This window comes from Streptomyces sp. NBC_00986, from assembly GCF_045162565.1.
Classification (GTDB): Bacteria; Actinomycetota; Actinomycetes; order Streptomycetales; family Streptomycetaceae; genus Streptomyces.
The window spans coordinates 9,289,040-9,314,074 of the sequence record NZ_CP108733.1 but is presented as its reverse complement, the minus strand read 5'-3'; the positions used below and the strand labels follow the sequence as shown (position 1 = coordinate 9,314,074).

Below are 25,035 nucleotides of genomic sequence, written 5' to 3'. Positions count from 1 at the left end.
GCTGACCGGCCGACCTCACATCGGCGTGACGTACGCCCCCGAAATCCCGCCGTCCACAAGGAAGTCGGCCGCGTTGACGAACGAAGAGTCGTCACTCGCCAGGAACGCGACGGCGGCGGCGATCTCGGTCGCCTCCGCGAAACGGCCGACCGGGATGTGCACCAGACGACGCGCGGCCCGCTCGGGGTCCTTCGCGAACAGCTCTTGCAGGAGCGGGGTGTTGACCGGTCCCGGGCACAGCGCGTTGACACGGATGCCCTCGCGGGCGAACTGCACGCCCAGTTCACGGGACATGGCGAGGACACCGCCCTTGGAGGCCGTGTACGAGATCTGGGACGTGGCCGCGCCCATCCTCGCCACGAACGACGCCGTGTTGATGATGGAACCCTTGCCCTGGCGCCGCATGTACGGGATCGCGGCTTTGCAACACAGGTACACGGACGTGAGGTTGACGTCCTGGACGCGCTTCCAGGCCTCAAGGCCCGTGTCCAGGATGGAGTCGTCGTCCGGCGGTGAGATGCCCGCGTTGTTGAAGGCGATGTCGACGCTGCCGTAGGTGTCGAAGGCCGTCTTGAAGAGCGCCTCGACCTGTTCGGGGTCGGTGACGTCGACCTTCACGAACAGCCCACCGACCTCGTCGGCCGCCGCCTTGCCATGGGTCTCGTCGATGTCGCCGCAGACGACATTGGCGCCCTCGGAGGCGAACCGGCGCGCGGTGGCGAGGCCGATGCCGCTGCCGGCTCCGGTGATGACGGCGGTACGGCCGACGAGACGCCGGCAAACAATCTCTGAGGTCACTGTGCGGGGCCCTCCGTGCTGGTCGAGACGCTGCTGGTGGAGACGTTGCTGATGAAGACGTTCTTGGTTTCGGTGAAGGCGGCGAGCGCGTCCGGGCCCAGTTCGCGGCCGATCCCCGACTGCTTGAAGCCGCCGAACGGGGTCCAATAGCGGACGCTGGAATGGGAGTTGACGGACAGGTTGCCCGCCCGCACGGCCTGCGAGACGCGCAGGGCGCGGCCGACGTCCCGGGTCCAGATGGAACCGGAGAGGCCGTAGTCGGTGGCGTTGGCCAGGCCGATCGCCTCCGCCTCGTCCTCGAAGGGGAGCACTACGGCCACGGGCCCGAAGACCTCCTCGACGGCCACGCGCGCGTGCGGATCGACGCCGGTCACCACCGTCGGCGGGAACCAGAAGCCGGGCCCCTCGGGCGCCGTGCCGCGAATACCACCGAGGTCGTCCGTGACGTACGAACGGACGCGCTCCAGCTGGACCTTGGAGATCAGCGGACCCATGTCCGTCTTCTCGTCGGCCGGGTCGCCGACCGTCACCGCCTCGATCGCGGGGGTCAGGAGGTCCAGGAACCGGTCGTAGACGCTGCGTTGGACCAGGATGCGGGTGCGGGCGCAGCAGTCCTGGCCGGAGTTGTCCAGGAAGGACATGGGGGCGGCAGCGGCCGCGGCCTCGATGTCCGCGTCGGCGAAGACGATGTTGGGGCTCTTGCCGCCGAGTTCGAGGGTGACGCGCTTGAGGAGCGCCGAGCCCTTCGCCAACACCTGTTTGCCTACGGCGGTTGACCCGGTGAACACGATCTTCGCGACGCCCGGGTGCTCGACGAGTGCGGTGCCCGCGACCGGGCCGTGGCCGGGGAGGACCTGGAAGAGGAACTCGGGAAGTCCTGCCTCCAGGGCGAGTTCGGCCAGCCGGAGTGCGGTCAGCGGGGTCGTCTCGGCCGGCTTGAGGATGACCGCGTTGCCCGCCGCGAGCGCCGGGGCGGTGCCCCACGCGGCGATCGGCATCGGGAAGTTCCAGGGCGCGATCACGCCCACCACGCCCAGCGGTTCGAGGATCGTGATGTCGAGACCGCCCGCGACCGGGATCTGCCGCCCGGTCAGCCGCTCCACTCCCCCGGCCGCGTAGTCGAGCAGATCACGGACGTTGCCTGCCTCCCAGCGGGCGTTGCCGACCGTGTGCCCGGCCTCGCGCACCTCCAACTGGGCCAGTTCTTCGAGGTGTTCGTCCACCGCCGTAGCGAAGCGGCGGAGCAGCCGGGCCCGGTCGGCGGGCGGGAGCGCGGCCCACTTCGCCTGGGCCCGGGCGGCGCGTACGACGGCGGCGTCCACGTCGGCCGCGGTGGCGGCGGGGACGGTGGCGACGACCTCCTCGGTGGCGGGGTTCAGTACTTCCAGCGGGTGCTCGGCAGGCAAAGCGGTCCTCACAGACGTTCGAAGGAGCGACGCAGCTCCCAGTCGGTGACGGCGGCGTCGAAGGCGTCCAGTTCGACGCGTGCCATGTTGCGGTAGTGCGCGACGACCTCGTCGCCGAAGGCGGCCTTGGCGATCGGGCTGTTCTCCCACAGCTCGGCGGCCTCGCGGAGATTGGTGGGGACGTGCGCGTAGTCGCCGCTGTAGGCGTTGCCCGCGCAGGCCTCCGGCAGCTCCAGCTTGTGCTCGACGCCGTAGAGCCCGGCCGCGACCAGGCCCGCCACCGCCAGGTGGGGATTCACGTCCCCGCCCGGCAGCCGGTTCTCGAAGCGCATCGAGCGGCCGTGGCCGACGACCCGGAGGGCGCAGGTGCGGTTGTCGTATCCCCAGGCGACGGCGGTCGGCGCGAAGGATCCCGGCTGGAACCGCTTGTACGAGTTGATGTTCGGGGCGTAGAGCAGCGAGAAGTCGCGGAGCGCGGCGAGTTGCCCGGCGAGGAAGTACCGCATGACCTCCGACATGCCGCCGGGGTCGTCCGAGGAGCCGGCCATGGCGTTCCCGCCGTCGGCGTCGGCGAGCGAGAGGTGGATGTGGCAGGAGTTGCCCTCGCGCTCGTTGTACTTCGCCATGAAGGTCAGCGAGACGCCTTCCTGGGAGGCGATCTCCTTGGCGCCGGTCTTGTAGATCGCGTGCTGGTCGCAGGTGACGAGGGCGTCGTCGTAGCGGAAGACGATCTCGTGCTGGCCCGGGTTGCACTCGCCCTTGGCGGACTCGACGGTCAGTCCGGCGACGGTCATGTCGTTGCGGATCCGGCGCAGCAGCGGCTCGATGCGGCCGGTCCCCATCACCGAATAGTCGATGTTGTACTGGTTGGCCGGGGTGAGCCCTCGGTAGTTGGCGTCCCAGGCCTGTTCGTACGTGTCCTTGAACACGATGAACTCCAGCTCCGTACCGACCTGCGCGGTGAATCCGTGCTCGGCGAGGCGCTCCAGCTGGCGGCGCAGGATCTGGCGGGGTGCGGCGACCACCGGCGATCCGTCGTTCCAGGCGAGGTCGGCGATCAGCAGGGCGGTGCCGGCGTTCCAGGGCACACGGCGGAGGGTGGTCAGGTCCGGGTGCATGGCGAAGTCGCCGTAACCGCGCTCCCAGGAGGACATGGCGTAGCCGTCGACCGTGTTCATCTCGGTGTCGACGGCGAGGAGGTAGTTGCAGCCCTCGGTGCCGTGCCGGAGCACGTCGTCCAGGAAGAACTGGGCGGCGAACCGCTTGCCCTGCAACCGCCCTTGCATGTCGGGGAAGGCCAGGACGACAGTGTCGATCTCACCACTGGCGACGAGGCGTTGAAGTGCCTCGACGCCCAGTGGGGGTGTGCGGTCTGCCACGGGAAAGCCTCCTTCGGCTTCTACGGTCAGCCGGAAGCCATAAGGTATTGCGGAGAACCATTGCTTGGGAAGGGGGTGCCGCCATATGTCACTGGAAGCGGAGAACGGCCTTGAGGACCGGTTGACCCCGGTACTGCGGCCGGTGCGGGCGGGCAACGGATTCGAAGAGGCGCTGGAACAGATACTGCAGGTCGTACGGCTGGGCCTGGTGCCTGGGGGCGAACGGTTGCCGGCCGAGCGGGAACTGGCCGAGCGGCTCGGGATCAGTCGGGTGACGCTGCGCGAGGTTCTGAAGGTACTGCAGGACCAGGGTCTCGTGGAGTCGCGGCGCGGACGCTACGGCGGGACGTTCGTCCTGCCGAAGTCGGACGCGGGCGGCGAGGACGAGCTGCGGCGGCGGATCAGCGCGGTCGACATCGAGGACGTGCTGCGCTTCCGTGAGGTGCTGGAGGTCGGCGCGACGGGCCTGTGCGCGACCCACGGCCTGAGCGACGAACAGGCGGGCCGCCTGCGCGACGCCCTGGCCCGCACGCACGACGCCCCGCTCGCCGACTACCGCCGCCTGGACACCCTGCTGCACCTGACCCTGGCCGAGCTGTGCGGTTCACCGACCCTGACCGCGCAGTACGCGGCGGTACGGGCGACGGTGAACGACCTCCTCGACTGCATCCCGCTCCTGGTCCGCAACCTGGAGCACTCGCAGCGCCAGCACATCGCGCTGGTCGAGGCGGTCCTCGACGGGGACGCGGACGGGGCGCGGGAGATGATGCGGGAGCACTGCGCGGGGACGGCGGCGCTGCTGCGGGGGTTCCTGGCATGACCGCCTGACCAGCGGGGTAGTTCAATGGTTCCCACGGAGTCCATTCAATTCGCTTCACGTCGGAGGGGTGCATGGCGGGCAGGCCGCTGATCGGCATCAGTACGTATCTGGAGGCCGGAGCGCGTTGGGGCGCCTGGGAGTTGGAGGCCGCGCTGCTTCCGGCCGGCTACCCGCGCCTCGTCCAGCACGCGGGCGGCCTCGCCGCGATGCTGCCGCCCGACGCCCCCGAGCATGCCGCGGCGACCGTCGCCCGCCTCGACGGCCTGGTGATCGCGGGCGGCCCGGACGTGGAACCGATCCGCTACGGCGCGGAGCGCGACCCCCGCTCCGGCCCGCCCGCTCCCGCCCGCGACGCCTGGGAACTCGCCCTGATCGAGGCCGCGTTGACGGCGGGCATCCCCCTCCTGGGCATCTGCCGGGGAATGCAGCTCCTGAACGTCGCCGTGGGCGGCACTCTCGTCCAGCACATGGACGGCCACGCGGAGACACCGGGCGTCTTCGGCCACCACCCGGTCAAGCCGGTACCGGGGACCCTGTACGCCTCGGCGGTACCGGAGGAGACCTCGGTCCCCACGTTCCACCACCAGTGCGTGGACCGCCTGGGCGCGGGCCTGACGGTGTCGGCCTGGGCCGAGGACGGCACCCCGGAGGCCGTCGAACTCCCCTCCGCCGACTGGGTGTTGGGCGTGCAGTGGCATCCCGAGATGGGTGAGGACCTGCGGGTGATGCGGGCGTTGGTCGAGGCGGCCGCGCGCGCTACGACGCCGTCTCCAACCGCTTCCTGAGCCAGGCCAGGGCCGCGTCGCCCTGGGCCCGTTGGAACTCGCGCAGGGTGGGCAGGCCCGGCGGTGACGGTCGGAGCGAGTGCTCGACGAAGTAGCCGGCGAGGGCCGCCAGTGTGGCGGTGACACCGGACGGGTCCGCGCCCTCGGCCAGGGGATGCCGGGTGAACAACTCCTCCGGATCCGGGCCGCCCTGGGCACGGATGCACGGCAGCATGACGAGCAGGTCGAACCAGGGCGCGGCACGGAGGGCGTGCGGCCAGTCGACGAAGACGACCCCTCCGTCGTCCGTGAGCAGCATGTTGTCGGCGCGCAGATCGGCATGCGCGAGGGTGTCACCGGCGGCGAACTCGGTCCAGGGTTCGGCGAGTTCGGCCAGCTCGGGAAGGTGCTCGACCGTCCACGGTTCGAGCCGTCCCGGGATGTCGCCCGCCTCACCGTCGAGCAGCCGCCGCCAGCCGGCGAAATCGCGGGCGAGGCTTTCGACGACGGCCGGGGCGGCCACGGGGGACGGCGTGAGGCTGCGGCCCAACTGCTCCACGGCGCCCAGCACGCGCTCCAACTCGGCCTCCCGCCACGGGACATGAGGCTGCCGACCGGCCACCTCCTCGAAGACCAGGGCCACCCAGGTGCCGTCGTCGTAGGTACCGAGAAGACGCGGCGCGGGGACCGAAGGCGGGAGGGCGGCGGCGTTGCGGGCCTCCGTGCGGTGGAGTTTCGGGCTGTGGGGGTTGGTCTCGGCACTGACCGCCTTGACAAAGGCTCGGGTGCCGTCGGCGGTTCGCACCCGGGCGGCCGTGCCCGGGGAGAAGCCACCTGGCTGCGTGACGGCGTGGGACACCGGCGAGCCGAGCAGCCGGGCGACGGCGTCGTGGAGGTGGGCGGGGAGGGCTTCCCAGGGGGTGCGGACGCCTTGGGCGGGCGGGGCGGTGGGGGTCATGGCGATTATGGTGCGCAAGCGTTGTGGGCGCGCGCCAAGGGTTTTCACCCCCGCCGCCGCTACCCGACGGGCCGGGGGTTGGCGCAGTGCGGGGCGTTAACCCCGGGTCAGTGACAGGAGTTCCCTTGCCGGTCCCGTCGGCCGGTGACCCGTGGGCCACACCGCTCTCAAGTCCCGGGCGAGCGTGATCCCTTCGACCGGGATGCGCACCAGCCTCCGCATCGACAGCTCCTCCCCCACGGCGAGTTCGCTCAGCACCGCGGGCCCCGCTCCGCTCACCGCCGACGCCTTGACCGCCGTAGTGGACGACAACTCGATGAGGGGGCGGGCCAGACCGCCCAGTGCCGCGTCCAGTACCTGCCTCGTGCCCGAGCCCTTCTCCCGCAGGATCAGGGGCGTCGACGCCAACTCGGCCGCCGGGACCGGGCGTTGGCGACGGGCCCACGGGTGGGTCGGGGCGGTCACGACGATCAGGTGGTCATGGGCGATCACCGTGGAGTCCAGTCCCGCGGGCACGGACAGGCCCTCCACGAAACCCAGGTCGGCCTCGTCGGCGAGGAGCCGTTCCGCGACCGTGGTCGAGTTGCCGGCCAGCAACGAGACCGCCGTGTCGGGGCGTTGGGAGTGGAGGGCGAGGAGCCAACCCGGGAGGAGGTACTCGGCGATGGTCATGCTGGCGGCGACACGGAGCCGGGAGTCGCGGCGGTGCCGTAGCGCCTGGGCACCCGCGTCGAAGGCGGCCGCCGCTTCCACAACCCGGCGGGCCCAGTCCGTGACCAGGGCGCCGGCGTCGGTCAGGGTCGATCCGCGCGGTGAGCGGTCCACCAGGGCGACGCCGAGCTGCCGTTCCATGGAGCGGATACGACTGCTGGCCGCCGGCTGCGTGATCCCCAGCTCGCGGGCCGCCGCGCCGAGACTCCCGAGCCGGGCCACCGCCAGCAGCAGTTCCAGCGCGCCCAGGTCAGGCACCCGGTGCGCAATCGACCCGCCCCGCTGATCTTCCGTCTCGCTCCCGCTCATAAATCCAGTTTATGTCCCCATAGACCCATACTCCCTGGTCGCGTGTCTCAGTCGGCGAGACGGTGGAGGCATGGTCACCGCAGTTCGTCATCTCGGACCCAACTGGTACGCCTCCGTCATGGGCACCGCCATCGTCGCCACGGCCGGTGCCGGGCTCCCGCTCCACCTCCCGGGACTGCGCACGGCCTGCACCGCCGTCTGGGCCCTCTCCCTCGCGATGCTGCTGGCCCTGCTCGCCGCCCGGACCCTGCACTGGACCCACCACCGCGACCAGGCCCGCGCCCATCTCCTCGACCCGGCGATGGCCCCCTTCTACGGTTGCCTCGCGATGGCCCTGCTGGCGGTGGGCGGCGGCACGCTGGTCGTCGGGCAGGACTGGATCGGGGTCCGGACGGCGGTCGCGCTCGACGCCGCGCTGTTCGGCACCGGCACGGTCATCGGGCTCGCGGTCGCCGTCGCCGTCCCGTACCTGATGGCCGTACGGCATCACGTGCACCCCGCACAGGCGACTCCCGTGTGGCTGCTGCCCGTGGTCGCGCCCATGGTCTCCGCGGCCCTCGGACCGCTCCTTATCCCCCACCTGCCGCCCGGACAGCCCCGGGAGACGCTCCTCCTCGCGTGCTTCGCGATGTTCGGACTGAGCCTGCTGGCAACGCTGTTGATGCTGCCGCTGGTCTTCGCCCGGCTCGTCACCGGCGGCCCGCTGCCCCTCGCGCTCACCCCGACGCTGTTCCTGGTGCTGGGCCCGCTGGGCCAATCCACCACCGCCGTGGGCAAGTTCGCGGACTTCGCCCCCGGTGTCGTACCGCCCGCGGACGCCCAGGGCTTCAGCCTCCTCGCCGTCCTCTACGGCGTCCCCGTCATGGGCTTCGCCCTGCTCTGGCTCGGCCTCGCCACCGCGCACGTCGTCCGCGCCCGCCGCCACGGCATGCGCTTCACGATGACCTGGTGGGCGTTCACCTTCCCGGTCGGCACCTGCGTCACCGGCGCCGAATCCCTGTCCCACCACACCGGCCTCGCCGCCTACGACCTGCTCGCGATCGTCCTCTACGGCGTCCTGGTCGCCGCCTGGACCACCGCCGCCGTACACACGGCCCGCGGCCTGCTCAGCGGCGCACTGCTCGCAGGGCCGCGCCCAGCACCCGTGGCGCTTCGCCCAGTGACGGCCCGTACCACGTGAGGTGCCTGCCGCTGACGAGCGCGCAGGGCAGGCCCGCGAAGGCCCCTGGTCCGTCGTCAGCCGTGAAGCGGTACGGCTCGTCCGGGAGGACCACCAAGTCCGGTGCCGCAGACCGCAGTTCGTCTACCGTGGCCCGCGGGTAACGCTCGGCGTGCGTCGCGTACACGTGGTCGACTCCCAGCCGGGACAGCACATCTCCCGCGAAGGTGTCCCGGCCCAGCACCATCCAGGGCCGACGCCAGATGGGGACGACGGCGGTCATACGGCGTTCCGGTTCCGGCAGTTGCGCCCACGCCTCCTCCACCTGGTCCAGCCAGCGCGGCCGGGACGGCGCTCCGCACGCGTCGAGGACGCGGGCGAGTTCGAGGAAGGCCTGCGGGACGTCACGCACCTCGGTGACCAGGACCTCGACTCCCGCCCCGCGCAAGGCCGTCAGGTCCGGTGCACGGTTCTCCTCCTCGTTGGCGATCACCAAGTCGGGGGCCAGGGCGAGGATCTGGTCGGCTTTCGGGTTCTTGGTGCCGCCGACGCGGGTGACGTCGAGGTCGGGCGGGTGGCTGCACCAGTCCGTCGCGCCGACCAGAACTCCCGGAAGCGATACGGCGATTGCCTCCGTAAGGGACGGCACGAGGGACACGACGCGCATCAGCGCTGGCGGTCCTGGACCGCCTCGATGTGCTCGGCCACCGCGACCACGACCACCCGGGTGTCCGGCACGGTCGCGCGCCAGCGGTGACGGACGCCGCCGGTCAGGTACATCGTGTCGCCGCGCACCAGCCGGTACGCGCGCCCCTCGGCCTCGATCTCGACGGCGCCGTCGGCGACGTACATCAACTCGTCGTTGCGGTGCTGGAATTCGCGCCCGGCGTCGTGGTCGCCGGTGAACTCCGAGGCGTGCAGCTGGTGATGGCCCCGTACCAGGGAACGCATCCGGGGCTGGGCCGACTCGGGCTCCTCCGCGCGGACGACGTCGACGCTGCACGCGGGGTCGGCGGCGGCGAGGAGTTCGACGGCCGTGGTGCGCAGGGCGTCGGCCACCTTCTCCAGGGAGCTTCTGCTGGGGCGGGCCCGGTCGTTCTCGACCTGGCTCAGAAAGGGCACCGAGAGGCCGCTGCGTTCGGCCACGACGGCGAGGGTCAGGGACAGCGCGCGGCGGCGGCGCCGTACGGCCGCACCCACCCGAAGGGGCTGTTCTTTGTGGTCGCCCATCGCTCCGGCTCCCTCCTTCGCTCGTCGGTCTTCAGTTGCCTCTGATGAGTTCTCTGCACCCTACGCATGTTCGTCAAACCGTTTCATGCGCCTGTCACATCCACGTCACACAGCGTGCGATCGGACGTCATGGTTCTGGCCAGTCCGCAACGGTCCCCTGCCCCTCGGTCGGCGCGAGAGTTCTTCCCTACTCTTCAATGCGTACGCGGTCGACTGTGTTCCCGCTCACTCCTCAGGCCTGATTGCGGGGTTTCGTAGCGCTATGTGGTTGGCCGGATCCTTTCCGTACCGGATCGGGGCGCCGAGAAAGGTGGGCCCCGCCGCACGAAGGGGGGGAACGTGCGGTGGGGCCCACCTCTGGGACGGCGGCTGCGGGACTGTCAGGTCACCCCGGCCGCCTGGCTCTTCCGGTCGGTCCTACTGGCTCTTCCGGTTCTTCGCGACCGGGGCCAACTGGTCGACGAGGCCCGGGTGTTGCTTCAGCCAGGTGCGGACGGCGTCCTGCTCCTCGCCCTTGCCGGACTTCTGGATCTGCGCCTCGAGACCGGTGAGCTGGGACTCGGTCATCCTGAAGTCCTTCAGCCACTTGCCGACGTCGGGGTTGTCGTCGGCGAAGCCCTTGCGGGACACGGTGTGCACGCCGTCGCCCTTGCCCCAGGCGTTCTTCGGGTCCTTCAGCTTCTTCAGCTTGTAGTCGCTGTACGCCCAGTGCGGCGACCAGAGCGTGACGACGATCGGCTGCTTCTTGGCGTACGCCCGCTTCAGCTCGGCCAGCATCGCCGGGGTGGAGCCGTCGACGACGTCGTAGGAGCCCTGGAGGCCGTACTCCTTGAGGACCTTGGTCTTCAGGAGGCCCATCATTCCGGCGCTCGGTTCGATGCCGGTGATCTTGCCGCCGAACTCGGAGGCGTGGGCCTTGAGGTCCGCGAGGGTGTTGACGTCCTTCACGTACGACGGGACTGTCAGCTCCAGGGACGTGGAGCCGTACCAGCTGCCGAGGTCGTCGAGCTGCTTGCCGTACTTCTTCCAGTACTCGGCGTGCGTCGTGGGCAGCCAGGAGTCGGTCTGGAAGTCGACCTGGCCGGTGGCGAGGCCGGTGTACAGCGGGCCCGCCGCGTACTGGGTGGTCGTCACCTTGTAGCCGCGCTCCTCCAGGATCTCCTTCCAGAGGAAGGTGGAGGCGATGCCCTCGTCCCAGGGGATGTAGCCGATGGTGATGTTCTTGCCCTTGCCGACGTCCGTGGCGGAGGTCGCCTTCGTGCCGGAGGAGGAGCCGAAGACGCCGATGCCGCTTGCCACGAGGGCGAGGACGACCACGCCGATCACGGCGAACGCCGGGCGGGGGCGGTAGTTCCAGGGCTTGGCGGTGCCGGCGGCGCGGGCCTTGGCGGCGGCGCGGCGGCCGAGCGGGGAGATCTGGGTGCCGAGCGCGCTGGTCATGCGGTCGAGGTAGATCGCGAGGACGACGATGCCGACGCCCGCCTCGAAGCCGAAGCCGATGTCGAGCTGGCCGATGGCCTCGTTGACAGCGCCGCCGAGGCCGCCGGTGCCGACCATGCCGGCGATGACGACCATCGACAGGCCCAGCATGATGACCTGGTTGATGCCCGCCATGATCGTCGGGAGCGCCAGCGGCAGTTGGACGCGCAGCAGGGTGTCGCGCGGTGAGGTGCCGAACGCCTCTGCCGCTTCGACGAGTTCGGCGTCGACCTGGCGGATGCCGAGCTCGGTCATGCGGACGCCGGGGGCGAGCGCGAAGATCAGGGTGGCGATGACGCCGGCGGAGGTGCCGAGCCCGAAGAAGAGGATCGCCGGGATCAGCAGCACCATCGACGGCATCGTCTGGAGCAGGTCGAGAGCGGGCCGCACGACCGCGCTGACCGTCTTGGAGCGGGCCGCCCAGATGCCCAGCGGGATCGAGATCACCAGGGCGATGACGGTCGCGACGAGGACGAGGGCGAGTGTCGACATCGCCCGGTCCCAGAGGTCCAGCGAGTCGATGAGCAGGAATCCGGCGAAGGCCAGGACGCCCGCGACCAAGCCGCGCAGCCACCAGGCGATGACGGCGAAGATGCCCGCGAGGAGCAGGGGTTCGGGGGCGGTGAGGACCGCGTTGATGCCGTCGTACATGCCCTCGACGACCGTCTTGATCGCGTCGAAGAGCCAGGACATGTGGGCGAGGAGCCAGTCGACACCGGAGTCGACCCAGTCGCCGAGCGGGAGCCTAGGCATGGGCGGTCACCTTCTCGCCGCCGTCGCGCGGACTGACACAGGGGGTGGGTTCGTGCTGCTCGTCGCCGAGGAAGGCGACCAGGCGCTGCCTGGGTACGACGCCGACCAGTTCGTGGTCCTTGTCGAGCACCGCGACGGCGTGCGTGAGGCGGGCGCTGATCGCGCAGAGCTCGTTGAACGGCGTCTCCGGCGTCGCGGTCTCGCAGGCGCAGTCGGCCTCGTCGCCGCGCAGGTCGGTGTCCATGACGGAGCTCGCGGTGAGGACCCGGGAGCGGTCGACGTCCTGGATGAAGGAGGAGACGTAGTCGTCGGCGGGGCGGACGAGGATGTCCTCGGCCGTGCCGGTCTGCACGATGCGGCCGTCACGCATGACGGCGATGCGGTCGCCCAGGCGCATGGCCTCGTTGAGGTCGTGGGTGATGAAGACGATCGTCTTCTTCAACGACTGCTGCAGTTCCAGGAGTTGGTCCTGCATGTCGCGGCGGATCAGCGGGTCGAGGGCACTGAACGACTCGTCCATGAGGAGCAGGTCGGCGTCGGTGGCGAGGGCGCGGGCCAGGCCGACGCGCTGCTGCATACCGCCGGACAGCTCGTCGGGCCAGGAGTCCTCCCAGCCGGCCAGGCCGCACAGGGCGAGCGCCTCGCCGGCGCGCTTCAGGCGCTCGGCGCGGGGCACGCCCTGCACTTCAAGACCGTAGGCGGCGTTCTCACGGACGCTGCGGTGCGGGAAGAGCGCGAAGTGCTGGAAGACCATGCTGATCTTGTGGGCGCGGACCTCGCGGAGTTCGCGGTCGCCGAGCGCGGTCAGGTCCTGGCCGTCGAAGAGGACGCGGCCCGCGGTGGGCTCCAGGAGTCCGTTGAGCATGCGCAGGAGGGTCGACTTGCCGGAGCCGGACAGGCCCATGACGACGAAGATCTGTCCCGGCGCGACGGAGAAGGAGGCGTCGATCACGGCCGCGGTGGTGCCGTCGGCGCGCAGCTCCTCCCGGTCGGCTCCTTCGCGGAGCCGTTCGACTGCCTGGTCGGGTCGTCTGCCGAACACCTTGTACAGATGCTCGGCTTCTAGCCTGGCTGACACGCGTACCTCTCGGTCGGGGGCAGGACGGGGAGGCGACGGCGAGAGACCTGAAGGCCCCTCGACGGTTGAATGTGCAACCGGCATCGCTCCGAGGCCGCGCCTTCCCAGGCTTCCCGGGCGCAAACTCAGGAGTGGCCCAGCTCACCAGCCGGCGGTGTGCGCCCCTCCGGAGCCGGCGGTGTTGGTCCCTCCGGGTGACGGGGAGGGGTGGTCGTCGCGCCGTCGTGCGGCATGATGCGAGGCGTGACCGGACGACTGATGCTCCTCGACACCGCCTCGCTCTACTTCCGCGCCTACTTCGGCGTCCCGGAGTCCGTGAAGGCACCGGACGGGACGCCGGTGAACGCCGTACGCGGGCTGCTCGAGTTCATCGACCGCCTGGTCAAGGACCACCGCCCCGACCAGCTGGTCGCCTGCATGGACGCGGACTGGCGGCCCCAGTGGCGGGTCGACCTGATCCCCACCTACAAGGCGCACCGCGTCGCCGAGGTGCGCGAGAGCGGCCCGGACGCGGAGGAGGTGCCGGACACGCTGTCCCCGCAGGTGCCGATCATCGAGGCCGTCCTCGACGCGGTCGGTATCGCGCGCGTGGGCGTCGAGCCGTACGAGGCCGACGACGTGATCGGCACGTTCACGGCGCACGCGAAGGGCCCGGTCGACATCGTCACCGGCGACCGCGACCTCTACCAGCTCGTCGACGACGCCCGCGGGATCCGCGTCCTGTATCCGATCAAGGGCGTCGGCACGCTCCAAGTCACCGACGAGGCGTTCCTGCGCGAGAAGTACGGCGTCGACGGGCGCGGCTACGTGGATCTGGCGCTGCTGCGCGGCGACCCCAGCGACGGTCTGCCGGGCGTCCCCGGAATCGGCGAGAAGACGGCGGCGAAGCTGCTCGCCGAGTTCGGTGACGTGCCCGGGATCATGGCCGCGATCGACGACCTCCAGTCCAAGCTGACCCCCTCGCAGCGCAAGCGCCTCGACGAGTCGCGGCCGTACGTCGCGGTCGCGCCCAAGGTCGTCAGGGTCGCCGACGACGTTCCGCTGCCCGACGTCGACCCGACGCTGCCGCACGCCCCGCGCGACCCGGAGCTGGTGGACGCACTGGCGGAGCGGTGGGGGCTGGGCGGATCATTGCAGCGACTGCTCACCACGCTGTGCGCGTAAGCATTGTTATTGCTCTCGCCTTCTTGCCTATCACAAAGAATCTAGTGCTAACTTAGGTAAGCCTAAGCATGGGAATCTGGGAGGCCGTCATGGCAGAACGTCCGGCACGGAAGCCGCGTAAGCCCCACTCCGCGCAGGTCGTCCGCACCGAGCGCCTGACCCCTCACATGCAGCGCGTGGTGCTCGGTGGCGAGGGTCTGGCCGAGTTCTCGGCGGACACCTGCACCGACCATTACGTGAAACTGCTGTTCCCGGCCGGGGGCGCGGTCTACCCCGAGCCCTTCGACATGGAGCGCATCCGCGCCGAGTTCCCGCGCGAGCAGTGGCCGGTGACCCGCACCTACACCGTGCGCGCCTGGGACGCCGAGCACCTCGAGATGACCCTGGACTTCGTGATCCACGGCGACGAGGGCCTCGCCGGCCCGTGGGCGACCCGCGTCCAGCCGGGCGAGACCGTCCACTTCATGGGCCCCGGCGGCGCCTACGCCCCCGACGCGGGCGCCGACTGGCATCTGCTCGCCGGGGACGAGAGCGCGCTGCCCGCGATCGCCCGCGCGCTGGAGTCGCTGCCGGAGGGCGCCACCGCGCACGCCTTCGTGGAGATCTCCGGCCCGGAGGAGGAACAGAAGATCGACTCCGACATCGAGGTCGTCTGGCTGCACCGCGGCGACCGTCCCGTCGGCGAGACACTCTCCGAGGCCGTACGGGCGCTGGAGTTCCCCGAGGGCCGGATGCACGCGTTCGTGCACGGCGAGGCGGCCTTCGTGAAGGACCTCCGCGCCCTGCTGCGGGTCGAGTTGCAGATCCCGCGCGAGGACCTGTCGATCTCCGGCTACTGGCGCCTGGGTCACAACGAGGACGGCTGGCAGGCGTCGAAGCGGGAGTGGAACGCGAAGATCGAGGCGGAGCAGGAGGGGACCACGGCGGCTGCGTAGCGCCGGGGAGAGAGCTGGGGAACGGGGCGGCGCCTTCGGGCACCGCCCCTTCGTCATGCCCGGGTCGGTCGCGCCGATGGCCGCTATGACCGGAACAAGCCCACCGGCGTGAGGACTTAGGCCCGCCACAGACACGGCGGCGTGACGCGGCGGAAACAGCGGCTCCCTAATTTCTGTCACCCGACAGGAATTCAGCTGTCGCCGTCAGGATTCCGCTCTCCTGCGCCGAAGGCAGGTGCCGCCGTGACCACAACCACCACCTCCGACATACGCCCCGACCCGCCCCACTCCTCCTCCCCCGACGACGGCTCCCTCGCGGAGTTCGGCTACCGCCAGGAACTGCACCGCAGCCTGGGCCGGTACGCGTCCTTCGCGGCCGGGTTCTCCTTCATCTCCGTACTGACGACCGTCTTCCAGTTCTTCGCCTTCGGGTACGCGTTCGGCGGCCCGGTCTTCTTCTGGGCCTGGCCGGTGGTCCTGGCGGGCCAGTTGCTGGTGGCGGCCTGCTTCGCGGAACTGGCCGCGCGCTACCCGATCTCGGGCGCGATCTACCAGTGGTCGTCCCGCCTCTCCAACGCGGCCTTCGGCTGGTTCGCGGGCTGGATCATGGTAATCGGCCAGATCGTGGTGGTAGCGGCGGCGGCACTGGCCCTGCAAATGGTCCTGCCGGCGATCTGGTCGGGCTTCCAGCTGGTGGGCGGCGACCCGGCACCCACCTCACCGGACGGCGCGGCCAACGCGGCGGTCCTGGGCGTGATCCTGCTGGTCCTGACGACGCTGGTGAACATCCTCGACAACCGCGTGATGTCGGTGATCAACCGGGTCGGTGTGACTGCGGAGATCATCGGCGCGATCCTGATCGTCGTCCTCCTGCTGACCCACTCGAAGCGCACGCCGAGCATCACCTTCCACACGACCGGCAGCCTGGAGGGCGGACTGCTCGGCGCCCTGCTGGTGGGCTCGTTCACGGCGGCGTACGTGATGATCGGCTTCGACAGCGCGGGCGAGATGAGCGAGGAGACCCACAACCCCCGCCGCACCGCGCCCCGCACGATCCTCACCGCGCTCAGCGCGGCGGGCCTGCTCGGCGGCCTGATCATCCTCGGCGGCCTCCTCGCCGCCCCCAGCCTGACCGACGGCCGGCTGGGCGTCGACGGCCTCAGCTACGTCCTCACGAGCAGCCTCGGCGACGGGGTGGGCAAGGCCCTGCTGGCGGACGTGGTGGTGGCGATAGCCGTAGCGACCCTGGCCATCCAGACGGCGGCCTGCCGCATGCTCTTCTCGATGGCCCGGGACGGCCAACTCCCCTTCTCCGCCCGCCTGTCCAAGGTCAACCCCCGCACGGGCATGCCCAGCGCCCCGGCCCTCGTCGTAGGCATCCTCTCGGCCGCCCTGCTCCTCCTCAACTTCGCCTCCCCGGACGCGTTCCTCGCCATCGGCACCACCTGCATCGTGATGCTGTACCTGGCGTACGCGATGGTGACGGGACCACTCCTGTTCCGCCGCGTGCGGGGCGAGTTCGAGGTGGAGGGCACGGACGAGACGGGGGCGCGTCTCTTCTCCCTGGGGCGGTGGGGGGTGCCGGTCAACGCGCTGGCGCTTGTCTACGGCCTGGTGATGACGGTCAACCTGGCGTGGCCGCGGGCTGCTGTGTACGACCCGGCGGGCGGGCACTGGTACTTCCAGTGGTTCACGGTGTTGTTCCTGGCGGTGACGGTTACGTGCGGAGCCTTGTACCGGCTCATGCGCGCGCGACGCGTGCGCTCCGCGACCGAACCTGCTCGATCTCTTGCGGTTCATACTCAACTGCCGCCTGAATAAGCCTTGTTGTGGTCGGTTGGCGGCGCATGGACGGCGCACTGGACGGAGCGTGAAGCCGCGCATCCGGCAAGCGGCGAACCGCTCCATGCGCCGGGGTAGCACCATGCGCCGGGGCAGAACGCCCTTTTGGGGAGGCGTGGGCCGTCGCATGGTCCGGAGCAAGGCCCTTTCAGGGCGAATTGACGACATGACTCGATGTCGCACCCGGGCCCGTTGGAGGTGGTGCCCGGATGCCCGCGACGGCCGGCGGCTCAACACCTCGCGACGGCGCCTTCCCTGAGCTCCGACCTGCCTCGAACAGTTGACTGGACCCGCAGGCACATCGGAAGGTGGAGACGCCCCGCGACCGCACCGTCCGGCGGTCGCCGCCAAGGCCATGGCTGACAGCACCACCCGGCACGCGGTCGATGAGGCCCGCTCGGCCGGGTCAGCCCGCGGGCCTTGTTCGTGTACGAATCAGCCACGCCGCAGTCACGGCGCAGGGAGTACAGCGCGCAGTTCGTGGACTTGGTCGACTCCGTCACCCGGAGGGCACCGCCAAGGGCTCCGCCCCCACCCAGCCGCCAGGGGCCGTAGCCCTGGCCGTCGGCTGCGTGCGGCGGCCCGAGGCCGCCCTCCGCGAGTCTCCGATTCCGTGCTCCGCCCAAGCCGAAAGGCCTGACAACCACTGCTGATGCCAGGTCTTGCGTCCCGACAGGAGATCAGCACGATGAGCACATCCGCGCTCCGAGCGCATTACACCTGGCAGGGGAACCCGAACGTCGACCTGCTGAATCGCAGCGGCGACGACTGGACGTACGACATGGGGCTCCTGCCCGTCGCGGCCGACCCGGAGGAGTGGGCGGCCATCGGACTCGCCGACTGCACCGCATGGTGTTACCCCTTCGCGGACAAGGACGAGCTGTTCCTGGCGTACCACCTCTACGCGTGGATGTTCGCCCTCGACCTGCTGTTCCCGCGGACGTTCAAGGCCGAGCGCGACCTCCAAGGAGCGCGGGCCCTGGTCGACCGGCTGTCTCTGTTCATGCCGTTGCACGGCACTTCCCATGCGATGCCGAAGCACCCCATAGAGAGGTCCCTTGCCGATTTATGGATACGGATGACGCCGACCAGGTCGACGGACTGGAAACGCAACATGCGGAACGCCGTGCTGGAATATGCCGACGGGCAGTGCTGGGAGCTGGAATGCATGCGCTCCGGGCGTATCCCTGATCCGGCCGAGTACCTTGTCCGCCGCCGCGGCTCGTTCGGCGGCCAGGTCGGGATCTGCCTCGCCGAGCACGTGGCCGCCGCGGAAGTGCCGGCCCGTGTGCGCCGCTCCCGTCCCTTCCGTGCGCTGACGGACGCCTGGATAGACCTTCAGACTCTCTACAACGACGTCCGTTCCTACCGTCGAGAGGTCGAGAAGGAGGACGAGATATGCAACTTCGTCCTCGTGTTCGCGAGGTTCCTGGACATCTCCGTCGACGAGGCCGCGGCCGTGACAACCCGGCTGCGCACGGCCAGGCAGTCGGAGTACGAACACCTTGAGAAGACTCAACTCCCGGACATCTGCGAACAGTTGCGGCTGAACGGCAACGATCGTGAGCAGTTGTCGGCCGTCGTCGAAGTGATGGGTTACCACCTCGCCGCCGTCGACGCCTGGACGACCACCGCCCCGCGGTATCAGGCGCCCGCCCCGGGAGACGTGCCCTCCACGGTTCTCGGATCCTGAGGAACCGAACCGCCGCGTACGCTTGATCGTGATGAGTCGCCGCACCCCGCCCCCGCCCTCTCCGCTGCCCCAACGCGACGGAGTGGATCCGGTGCGGGTGCGGCTGCCGGCCGGAAACGCCTGGGCGACCGTACGGGATCATCTCGTGGCGCGGCTCGCGGCCAGGGCCGAGGTGATCGACACCATGCTCGACGAGGGACGGATCGTGGACGTCACCGGGCGCCCGGTGTCGCGGGACACGGCGTACGCGCCCGGGATGTTCGTGTGGTTCCACCGGGAACTGCCGGACGAGGAGCGCGTGCCGTTCCCGATCGACGTGGTGTACCGGGACGAGCACGTGGTGGTGGCCGACAAGCCGCACTTCCTGGCCACCACCCCGCGCGGCAGCCACGTCACCGAGACGGCCCTGGCGCGGCTGCGGCGGCAGCTGGGAATCCCGGCGCTGGGCGCGGCCCACCGCCTCGACCGGCTGACGGCCGGGCTGGTGCTGTTCATCGTGCGACCGGAGGAGCGCGGCGCGTACCAGTCGCTGTTCCGCGACCGGCGGGTGGCGAAGGAGTACGAGGCGGTGGCCCCGTACGACCCGACGCTGACCCTGCCGCGCACCGTGCGCAGCCGGATCGTCAAGGAGCGCGGGATCCTGGCGGCCCAGGAGGTCGAGGGCGAGACCAACGCCATCAGTCGGGTCGAGTTGCTGGAGCACCGGCACGGGCGGGCCCGGTACCGGCTCACTCCGCGTACCGGGCAGACGCACCAACTGCGGGTGCACATGAGCGCGTTGGGCGTGCCCATCCTCGGCGATCCGCTCTATCCGGTGGTGGCCGACCCCGTGCCGGCCGGTGATTTCCGCCGTCCGCTCCAACTGCTGGCGCGGGTCCTGGAGTTCACCGATCCGGTCACGGGGTGCGAGCACCGGTTCGTCAGCCCGCGGGTGCTGCGGGCCTGGTCGTCGTACGAGGAGTGGGCGGGGTGACCCGGGTGGCCGGTCGTCTCATTCGCCGTGCCACCAGCGCAGGAAACGGCGGAACAGGCCCGGTCGGTGGGCCGGTTCGGGCACCGGCGCCGCGGCGGGCACGGCGGTGGGCTCGTCGACCGGGGCGGCGGGCGCCGGAACCGTGGGCGGGGTCGGCACGAAGCTGACCTGCCAGTCGTTCGGGCGCTGCCGCAGCGACGGGTTGACGGCGGGCTGCTCGGCGACGTCCTGCTGGGCCTTCGGCGTGAACCGCACCGGCAGTTCCACCAGGTGCCGGTTCCCGATGGACGACCGCCAGCGCAGTTCGTCCTCCTCGCAGTCGAGCTGGATGTCCGGAACGCGGGTCAGCAGTGCGTCGACGCCCACGTCCGCGATGGCACGGCCGATGTCCTGGCCCGGGCACTCATGAGGGCCACCGCTGAAGGCGAGGTGCGAGCGGTTGCCCATCATGTTGGCCTTGAGGTCGGGCCGCACCCGGGGGTCCACGTTGCCCGGCGCGGGCGCGAACAGCAGTCCGTCGCCCTTGCGGATGCGCTGGCCGCCCAGCTCCGTCTCCTGCTTGGCGAAGTAGGCGAAGACCGTGCTGAACGGCGGCTCGTCCCACAGGGACTGCTCGACCGCCTCGGGCACGGTCATCTGGCCGCCGTTCAGCTGGGCCCGGAAGCCCGGTTCGGTGAGCACCATGCGCAGCACGTTGGCGAGGAGGTTGGCCGTGGTCTCGTAGGAGGCGAGGAGCACCACGCGCAGGTGTTCCCTGACCTCGTCGTCGGTGAGCCCCGCCGGGTGGGTGACGAGATGGCTGGTGAAGTCCTCCTGAGGCTGGGCCCGGCGCCGTACGGCGAGCCGGCTGAGGACCTCCATGAGGTAGGCGTGGCTGGCGAGCGCGGTCTCGGTGCCCTTGAGACAGTCGCGGGCGGCCTGCACCAGCCGGTCGCCGTACTCCTCGGGCATGCCGAGGATCTCGCACATGACCGCCATCGGCAGATGCTCGGCGAACTCGGCGACCAGGTCGGCGCTGCCGTCCTCGCAGAACTGGTTGACGAGGTGCTGGGTCGCACGGTTGATGTGGCGGCGGATGCCCCGGTGGTCGATGGTCGACATGGCGCCGGTGACCGCGCCGCGCAGCCGCAGGTGCTCGTCGCCCTCGGCGTGCGCGCAGATGGGCTGCCAGGCGAAGTGCGGCATCAGCGGGTGGTCGGGCTTGACCGTGCCGTCCAGCATGGAAGTCCACAGCCGGCTGTCCTTGCAGTACTGCGAGGGGCTGCTCACCATGTGCAGGTTCTCGCCGTGACCGAGCACCACCCAGATCGGCACGTCCTGGTGCAGCAGCGCGGGGGCCACCGCACCGTGTTCGGCGCGGAGTTTCTCGTACACGGCTCCCAGGTCCTCGGCCTCGGGACCGTACAGCCGGCGCAGCCCGCCGGGGCCGGTGCCGTGCGCGGGGCAGCCGGGCGGCGGACCGAGCACGGTGTCGTCCGTATCGGTCGGGGAGTGAGGTTCAGGCGTCACAGTGATCGCTCCGAGAACTGAAGTGGATCCGGTGTCGGGGGAGTTGGGCGGGTCAGGTCAGTGAGCCCGTCATCGCCAGGGAGTGCAGGAAGCGCATCAGGGTCATCAGGACGTCCCGGCTGGAGGCGCGGCGGCGCGCGTCGCACTCGATGATGGGGATGTCCGGGGACAGGTCGAGCGCCGTACGCAGGTTCTCGATGGGGTAATGCGGGCCGTCCGGGAAGGAGTTGACGGCGATCACGAACGGCACCCCGCGCTCCTCCAGCCGTCCTATGACGTCGAAGCTGACTTCGAGGCGCCGCGTGTCGATCAGCACCACCGCGCCGAGCGCGCCCTCGAACAGCCCGTTCCACAGGAACCAGAAGCGTTCCTGGCCAGGGGTGCCGAACAGATACAGCACCAGTTGGTCGGTGATGCTGATGCGGCCGAAGTCCATCGCGACGGTGGTGGCCGTCTTGCTCTCCGAACCGTAGTTGTCGTCGACGCCGACGCCGGCCTGCGTCATGGTCTCCTCGGTGGTCAGCGGCCTGATCTCGCTGACCGAACCGACCATGGTCGTCTTGCCGACCCCGAAGCCGCCGACGATCACGATCTTCACCGCGGCCTGGGCCGTGTGCGGGAGATGGTCCTCGGTACGAGGGCCCGTGATGGTGTCAGAGCTTTTGAAGTCCATGCATCACCGCTTCGAGGAGGGAACGGTCGGGGAGCGCCTGGCGGACGATCGGGGCGCGCGCCTGCACCAGTTCGGCCGTCAGCAGCTCGGTGAGCAGGACGGTCACCACGCTGTACGGCAGGTTCAGGTAGGCCGACAGCTCGGCCACGGACAGGGGGGCGATACAGAGCCCGAGCAGGGCCGCCTGCTCCGGAGTGGCCGACTGCGGCGCGTCGGAACGCGCCACGATCAGCGTGACCAGGTCGAGTTCGGCCCGGTCGCCGTCCTCGGTCGCGCCGGTGAGGACGTACAGCCGCTCCGGGATCTTTCCTTCGCCCTGCTTCTTGGCGGGCTCGGGCGGCGGCCCGTCCTTCGGATGTCGCCGCTGGCGTTGCGGAGGAGTCATACGGTCTGCCCGTTGCGCCTCGGCGGGCTGGTGAGGTGGGCGCCGATTCTGACGACGAGGTCACGCATGCGGTTGCTCATCAGGCCGGGTTCGGCGACCACGTCGGACAGCACGGCCAGGTAGGCGTTGGCGCCCGCTGCCATCAGATAGAAGTAGCCGCCGTTGATCTCGATGATGACCATCTTCATCCGGCCGTCGCTGCCCGGGATCTCGGAGGCGACGGCGCCCGCCAGGCTCTGCAGCCCGGCACAGGCCGCGGCGACGCGGTCGGCCGCGTCCGGGTCGCCGCCGTAGCGGGCGATGCGCAGCCCGTCGGCGGACAGGACCACGATCTGCTGGATGCCGGGCACGCCGTCGGCGAGATCCTTGAGCATCCAGTCGAAGTTGGCTCGCTGCTGGATCACTTGAGGTCCCCCTCGTCGTCGGCCTCGACTCGGGCCGGCTCGGTCTTCTGGGTGAAAGCGGTCGGGTCCGGGTCACCCTTGAGGCCTTCCATGAACGCCTCGACCCACAGGCCCGGTTCGGGTTCGTCCTTCTTCTCCGGCTCGGGCTCGGGCGCGCCCCAGGCGGAACGGGCCTCCCGCGCGGCGGCCTCGGCGCGCTCGGCGGCGGCCTGTTCGGCGTACCGCTGGGCGAGCGGGACCTTGACCCGGCTGCGGCGCTGCGGCAGGCCGCCCGCCGTCCACTCGGTGACCTCGGGAACCTCGTCCTCCATGCTCACCGAGGCCGGGATGCGCGGGCTCGTGGGGCGGCGCCGCTTGATCGTGCGCTTGGGGCCGTCGACGGCGCCGAGTTCGGCCTTGGGCATGGCGGTGGCGCCGATGCCGTGGGCGAGTCCGGGTGCGGTGCCGGGGGTGAGCATCTCGCTGGGCACGATCAGGACGGCGCGGACACCGCCGTAGGCCGAGGCGCGCAGCGAGATCTGCATGTTGTACGTCGCGCAGAGCCGGCCGACGACCTGGAGGCCCAGGCGCGGGCTCTCGCCGAGGTCCTGGAGGTCGGTGCCGGCCTTGGCGCGCTCCAGCATGCCCTCGGCCCGGGCCCGCGACTCCTCGCTGAGGCTGACGCCGCCGTCCTCGATCTCGATGGCGACACCGGTCTGCACCTCTACGGCGGTGACGTGCACCTTGGTCTGCGGGGGCGAGTATCGCGTGGCGTTGTCGAGGAGTTCGGCCGCCGCGTGGATGACCGGCTCGACGGAGATGCCGCGGATGTTGACCTTGGCGATGGAGTGCAACTCGATGCGGCGGTACTCCAGGATGCGGGACATGGCGCCGCGCAACACGCTGTACAGCGGCACCGGTTCGGGCCACTGGCGGCCCGGGCGGCCACCACCGAGCACCGAGATGGAGTCGGCGAGACGGCCGATCAGCGCGGTGCCGTGGTCGATGCGCAGGAGGTCGTCGAAGACCTCCGGGTTACGGCCGTGGTCCTCCTCCATCTCCCGGAGTTCCTTGGCCTGTTGGTGGACGATGGCCTGCACACGGCGGGCGATGCTGACGAAGGAACGCTGCGCGGAGTCACGCATGTTCTCCTCGCGCTCCACGATCCTGAGCACGGTCCTCAGCAAGTCGCGCTGCGGATCGGGAAGTTGCCGCCACTCCGGATCGGCGTCGACGACTTGGCGAATCACCTCTCCGGGGGATTCTCCACTGCTGAGCCGGTGCAGCGTCGCGGGCAGGATCTCCTGACCGAGGCGGACCATCTCCTGGTTCTGGTCGGCGAGCCGCCGTTCCAGATACGCGGTGTGACGGTCGTGCTCGGCGCGCTGGTCCCGCAGGTTGCGTCCGCGGCGTACCGCTTCGGCCGCCGTCATGATCACCAACAGGGTGGCGACGGCTCCGCACCAGCCGACGGCGATCCGGGCAGGCCCCGCCACCAGGGCGACGGCGGCCCCGGTCGCCGCGGCCATCACTATGGCAGGCGGCAACAGCACGCGCGCGTAGGGAAGTTCACGGCCACCGGGGGGCGATTGAACACTCACCATGTATGCCCTCTAAAGACAGGTCGGCTGGGGGGATGGGGAAATCTGGGGGGAGCTTCTGTATCTTTTGCATGTTTGGGAACAAGCGCACGAATACAGCCCAACTCGGTGCGCTGCGGGCGAGCTTAGTCCGACCGGATCACCGCTGTGTCATATTCAGCAAGCCCCTGAAAAGGGACATAGAAGAGGAGTACCCTCAGCCCATTTACACGCTGTGGCTTCAATCGCACACAGTGAGTTACGGCGCACGGGCATACGAAAATCACTCACCGTAATGAGTGAAGCCTCGATTCCGGCTCGGGTTCCGGCTCGGGTTCCGGCTCGGGTTCCGGCTCGGGTTCCGGCTCGGGTTCCGGCTCAGATTCCCGCGATGCGCAGCGCCGCGTCGGCGGTCGCCTCGGCGAAGGCCGACACCGGCCGCTCGGGATCGGAACGGTGCACGAGGATGACGCCCTCGATGAGCCCGAACACCAGATCCGTCCGCAGCTCCAACTCGCTCTTGGCGAGCGCCCCGCTCGCGGCCGTCGCGGCGAGCAACTGCCGGTAGGCGTCCTTGAGTTCGGCACGCACGGCATGAAAGCCGGCGAAACGCTCGGCGCGCACTTCGGGCAGCAGATACAGCCCACCGAGATTGTGCGAACCGCCGCACAACAGCTCGACGTCCGTACGGCACAGCTCCCACAGCCGGTCCTCGGCCGGGGTCGCGTCGTCCGTGAGGAGTTCCCGGGCGCAGGTCAGCGAGGGCGTGACCGTGGACTCCAGGAGGTCCGCGAGCAGCTCCTCCTTGCCGGAGACGTAGTGGTACATGGACGCCTGCCGCATGCCCGCGCGCTCGGCGACGGCCCGGGTGGTGGTGGCCGCGTAGCCGCGAGTGGTGAACAACTCGGCGGCGGCGGAGAGGAGTTCGGCACGCGGGGACAGTCCGCTGTCCGGCCGCTGATCGGCCCGTGGCCTGCCGACCCGGCGGCCCCCCTGTGCACCCGTTGTCCCCATGCGTTCGATCCTCGCACACGGCCCTGGACGGCGACCGCCC

Annotated in this window: 23 protein-coding genes; 8 read left to right on the top strand and 15 right to left on the bottom strand. The window is 70.2% G+C overall.

The window, feature by feature from the left end; translation table 11 throughout:
- Nucleotides 1–15: 15 nt before the first annotated feature.
- The 3 genes from OG504_RS41840 to OG504_RS41830 are packed head-to-tail and all read right to left on the bottom strand — an operon-like array spanning nucleotide 16 to nucleotide 3,583.
- Nucleotides 16–798 carry a 3-oxoacyl-ACP reductase gene (locus OG504_RS41840; RefSeq protein WP_033283766.1) on the bottom strand — a complete coding sequence of 261 codons (783 nt, stop codon included), beginning with the start codon at nucleotides 796–798 and terminating at the stop codon, nucleotides 16–18.
- Nucleotides 795–2,204, bottom strand: a complete 1,410-nt coding sequence (locus tag OG504_RS41835) for an aldehyde dehydrogenase family protein (RefSeq protein WP_405994440.1) — start codon at nucleotides 2,202–2,204, stop codon at nucleotides 795–797. Before OG504_RS41835 ends, OG504_RS41840 begins: the two co-directional genes overlap by 4 nt.
- An 8-nt stretch (nucleotides 2,205–2,212) precedes the next feature.
- Nucleotides 2,213–3,583, bottom strand: coding sequence for a glutamine synthetase family protein (locus OG504_RS41830; RefSeq protein ID WP_405994439.1), 1,371 nt, complete (start codon nucleotides 3,581–3,583; stop codon nucleotides 2,213–2,215).
- Between the two features lie 85 nt (nucleotides 3,584–3,668).
- Between OG504_RS41830 and OG504_RS41825 the strand changes: the two genes are divergently transcribed.
- Nucleotides 3,669–4,403, top strand: coding sequence for a FadR/GntR family transcriptional regulator (locus tag OG504_RS41825; RefSeq protein ID WP_405994438.1), 735 nt, complete (start codon nucleotides 3,669–3,671; stop codon nucleotides 4,401–4,403).
- A gap of 71 nt (nucleotides 4,404–4,474) precedes the next feature.
- Nucleotides 4,475–5,188 carry a gamma-glutamyl-gamma-aminobutyrate hydrolase family protein gene (locus tag OG504_RS41820; protein WP_405994437.1) on the top strand — a complete coding sequence of 238 codons (714 nt, stop codon included), beginning with the start codon at nucleotides 4,475–4,477 and terminating at the stop codon, nucleotides 5,186–5,188.
- Here OG504_RS41820 and OG504_RS41815 read toward each other — a convergent pair.
- Nucleotides 5,160–6,125, bottom strand: a complete 966-nt coding sequence (locus OG504_RS41815) for a phosphotransferase family protein (protein WP_405994436.1) — start codon at nucleotides 6,123–6,125, stop codon at nucleotides 5,160–5,162. The genes OG504_RS41820 and OG504_RS41815 overlap by 29 nt on opposite strands.
- A gap of 96 nt (nucleotides 6,126–6,221) precedes the next feature.
- Nucleotides 6,222–7,145 carry a LysR family transcriptional regulator gene (locus OG504_RS41810; RefSeq protein ID WP_405994435.1) on the bottom strand — a complete coding sequence of 308 codons (924 nt, stop codon included), beginning with the start codon at nucleotides 7,143–7,145 and terminating at the stop codon, nucleotides 6,222–6,224.
- A gap of 70 nt (nucleotides 7,146–7,215) precedes the next feature.
- On the opposite strand from OG504_RS41810, the gene OG504_RS41805 reads away from it, so the two are divergent.
- Nucleotides 7,216–8,325, top strand: coding sequence for a TDT family transporter (locus tag OG504_RS41805; RefSeq protein WP_405994434.1), 1,110 nt, complete (start codon nucleotides 7,216–7,218; stop codon nucleotides 8,323–8,325).
- On the opposite strand, the gene OG504_RS41800 is transcribed toward OG504_RS41805, so the two are convergent.
- The 4 genes from OG504_RS41800 to OG504_RS41785 form a co-directional block, all read right to left on the bottom strand.
- Complete coding sequence (locus OG504_RS41800) at nucleotides 8,252–8,971, bottom strand: helical backbone metal receptor (RefSeq protein ID WP_405994433.1); 720 nt, start codon at nucleotides 8,969–8,971, stop codon at nucleotides 8,252–8,254. The genes OG504_RS41805 and OG504_RS41800 overlap by 74 nt on opposite strands.
- On the bottom strand, nucleotides 8,971–9,534 hold the full coding sequence (locus OG504_RS41795; RefSeq protein ID WP_405994432.1) for a helix-turn-helix domain-containing protein: 564 nt from the start codon (nucleotides 9,532–9,534) through the stop codon (nucleotides 8,971–8,973). Before OG504_RS41795 ends, OG504_RS41800 begins: the two co-directional genes overlap by 1 nt.
- Before the next feature lie 417 nt (nucleotides 9,535–9,951).
- Nucleotides 9,952–11,766, bottom strand: coding sequence for an ABC transporter permease/substrate binding protein (locus OG504_RS41790; protein WP_405994431.1), 1,815 nt, complete (start codon nucleotides 11,764–11,766; stop codon nucleotides 9,952–9,954).
- On the bottom strand, nucleotides 11,759–12,844 hold the full coding sequence (locus OG504_RS41785) for a glycine betaine/L-proline ABC transporter ATP-binding protein (RefSeq protein ID WP_405994430.1): 1,086 nt from the start codon (nucleotides 12,842–12,844) through the stop codon (nucleotides 11,759–11,761). The genes OG504_RS41790 and OG504_RS41785 overlap by 8 nt, the downstream gene beginning before the upstream one ends.
- Nucleotides 12,845–13,078: 234 nt before the next feature.
- Here OG504_RS41785 and OG504_RS41780 point away from each other — a divergent pair, with 234 nt between their 5' ends.
- The 5 genes from OG504_RS41780 to OG504_RS41760 all read left to right on the top strand — a co-directional run bounded on the left by OG504_RS41780 (nucleotide 13,079) and on the right by OG504_RS41760 (nucleotide 19,451).
- A complete protein-coding gene (locus OG504_RS41780; protein ID WP_405996571.1) occupies nucleotides 13,079–14,008 on the top strand; it encodes a 5'-3' exonuclease H3TH domain-containing protein in 930 nt (309 codons plus the stop codon).
- Nucleotides 14,009–14,097: 89 nt separating this feature from the next.
- On the top strand, nucleotides 14,098–14,943 hold the full coding sequence (locus tag OG504_RS41775; RefSeq protein ID WP_405994429.1) for a siderophore-interacting protein: 846 nt from the start codon (nucleotides 14,098–14,100) through the stop codon (nucleotides 14,941–14,943).
- Between the two features lie 243 nt (nucleotides 14,944–15,186).
- A complete protein-coding gene (locus OG504_RS41770; protein ID WP_405994428.1) occupies nucleotides 15,187–16,764 on the top strand; it encodes an amino acid permease in 1,578 nt (525 codons plus the stop codon).
- Nucleotides 16,765–17,473: 709 nt separating this feature from the next.
- Nucleotides 17,474–18,478 carry a hypothetical protein gene (locus OG504_RS41765; protein WP_405994427.1) on the top strand — a complete coding sequence of 335 codons (1,005 nt, stop codon included), beginning with the start codon at nucleotides 17,474–17,476 and terminating at the stop codon, nucleotides 18,476–18,478.
- Nucleotides 18,479–18,509: 31 nt separating this feature from the next.
- Entirely contained in the window at nucleotides 18,510–19,451 is a 942-nt protein-coding gene (locus OG504_RS41760; RefSeq protein WP_405994426.1) for an RluA family pseudouridine synthase, read from the top strand.
- 18 nt (nucleotides 19,452–19,469) lie between these two features.
- Here OG504_RS41760 and OG504_RS41755 read toward each other — a convergent pair whose 3' ends face one another.
- From OG504_RS41755 to OG504_RS41730, 6 genes are all read right to left on the bottom strand, one after another.
- Entirely contained in the window at nucleotides 19,470–20,960 is a 1,491-nt protein-coding gene (locus tag OG504_RS41755) for a cytochrome P450 (protein ID WP_405994425.1), read from the bottom strand.
- A gap of 52 nt (nucleotides 20,961–21,012) precedes the next feature.
- Nucleotides 21,013–21,633, bottom strand: a complete 621-nt coding sequence (locus tag OG504_RS41750) for a GTP-binding protein (protein WP_405994424.1) — start codon at nucleotides 21,631–21,633, stop codon at nucleotides 21,013–21,015.
- On the bottom strand, nucleotides 21,614–22,018 hold the full coding sequence (locus OG504_RS41745; RefSeq protein WP_405857651.1) for a DUF742 domain-containing protein: 405 nt from the start codon (nucleotides 22,016–22,018) through the stop codon (nucleotides 21,614–21,616). The genes OG504_RS41750 and OG504_RS41745 overlap by 20 nt, the downstream gene beginning before the upstream one ends.
- A complete protein-coding gene (locus OG504_RS41740) occupies nucleotides 22,015–22,422 on the bottom strand; it encodes a roadblock/LC7 domain-containing protein (protein ID WP_019066134.1) in 408 nt (135 codons plus the stop codon). The genes OG504_RS41745 and OG504_RS41740 overlap by 4 nt, the downstream gene beginning before the upstream one ends.
- Nucleotides 22,419–24,005 carry a sensor histidine kinase gene (locus tag OG504_RS41735; RefSeq protein ID WP_405994423.1) on the bottom strand — a complete coding sequence of 529 codons (1,587 nt, stop codon included), beginning with the start codon at nucleotides 24,003–24,005 and terminating at the stop codon, nucleotides 22,419–22,421. Before OG504_RS41735 ends, OG504_RS41740 begins: the two co-directional genes overlap by 4 nt.
- A gap of 354 nt (nucleotides 24,006–24,359) precedes the next feature.
- Nucleotides 24,360–24,995 carry a TetR/AcrR family transcriptional regulator gene (locus OG504_RS41730; RefSeq protein ID WP_405994422.1) on the bottom strand — a complete coding sequence of 212 codons (636 nt, stop codon included), beginning with the start codon at nucleotides 24,993–24,995 and terminating at the stop codon, nucleotides 24,360–24,362.
- Nucleotides 24,996–25,035 lie beyond the last annotated feature (40 nt).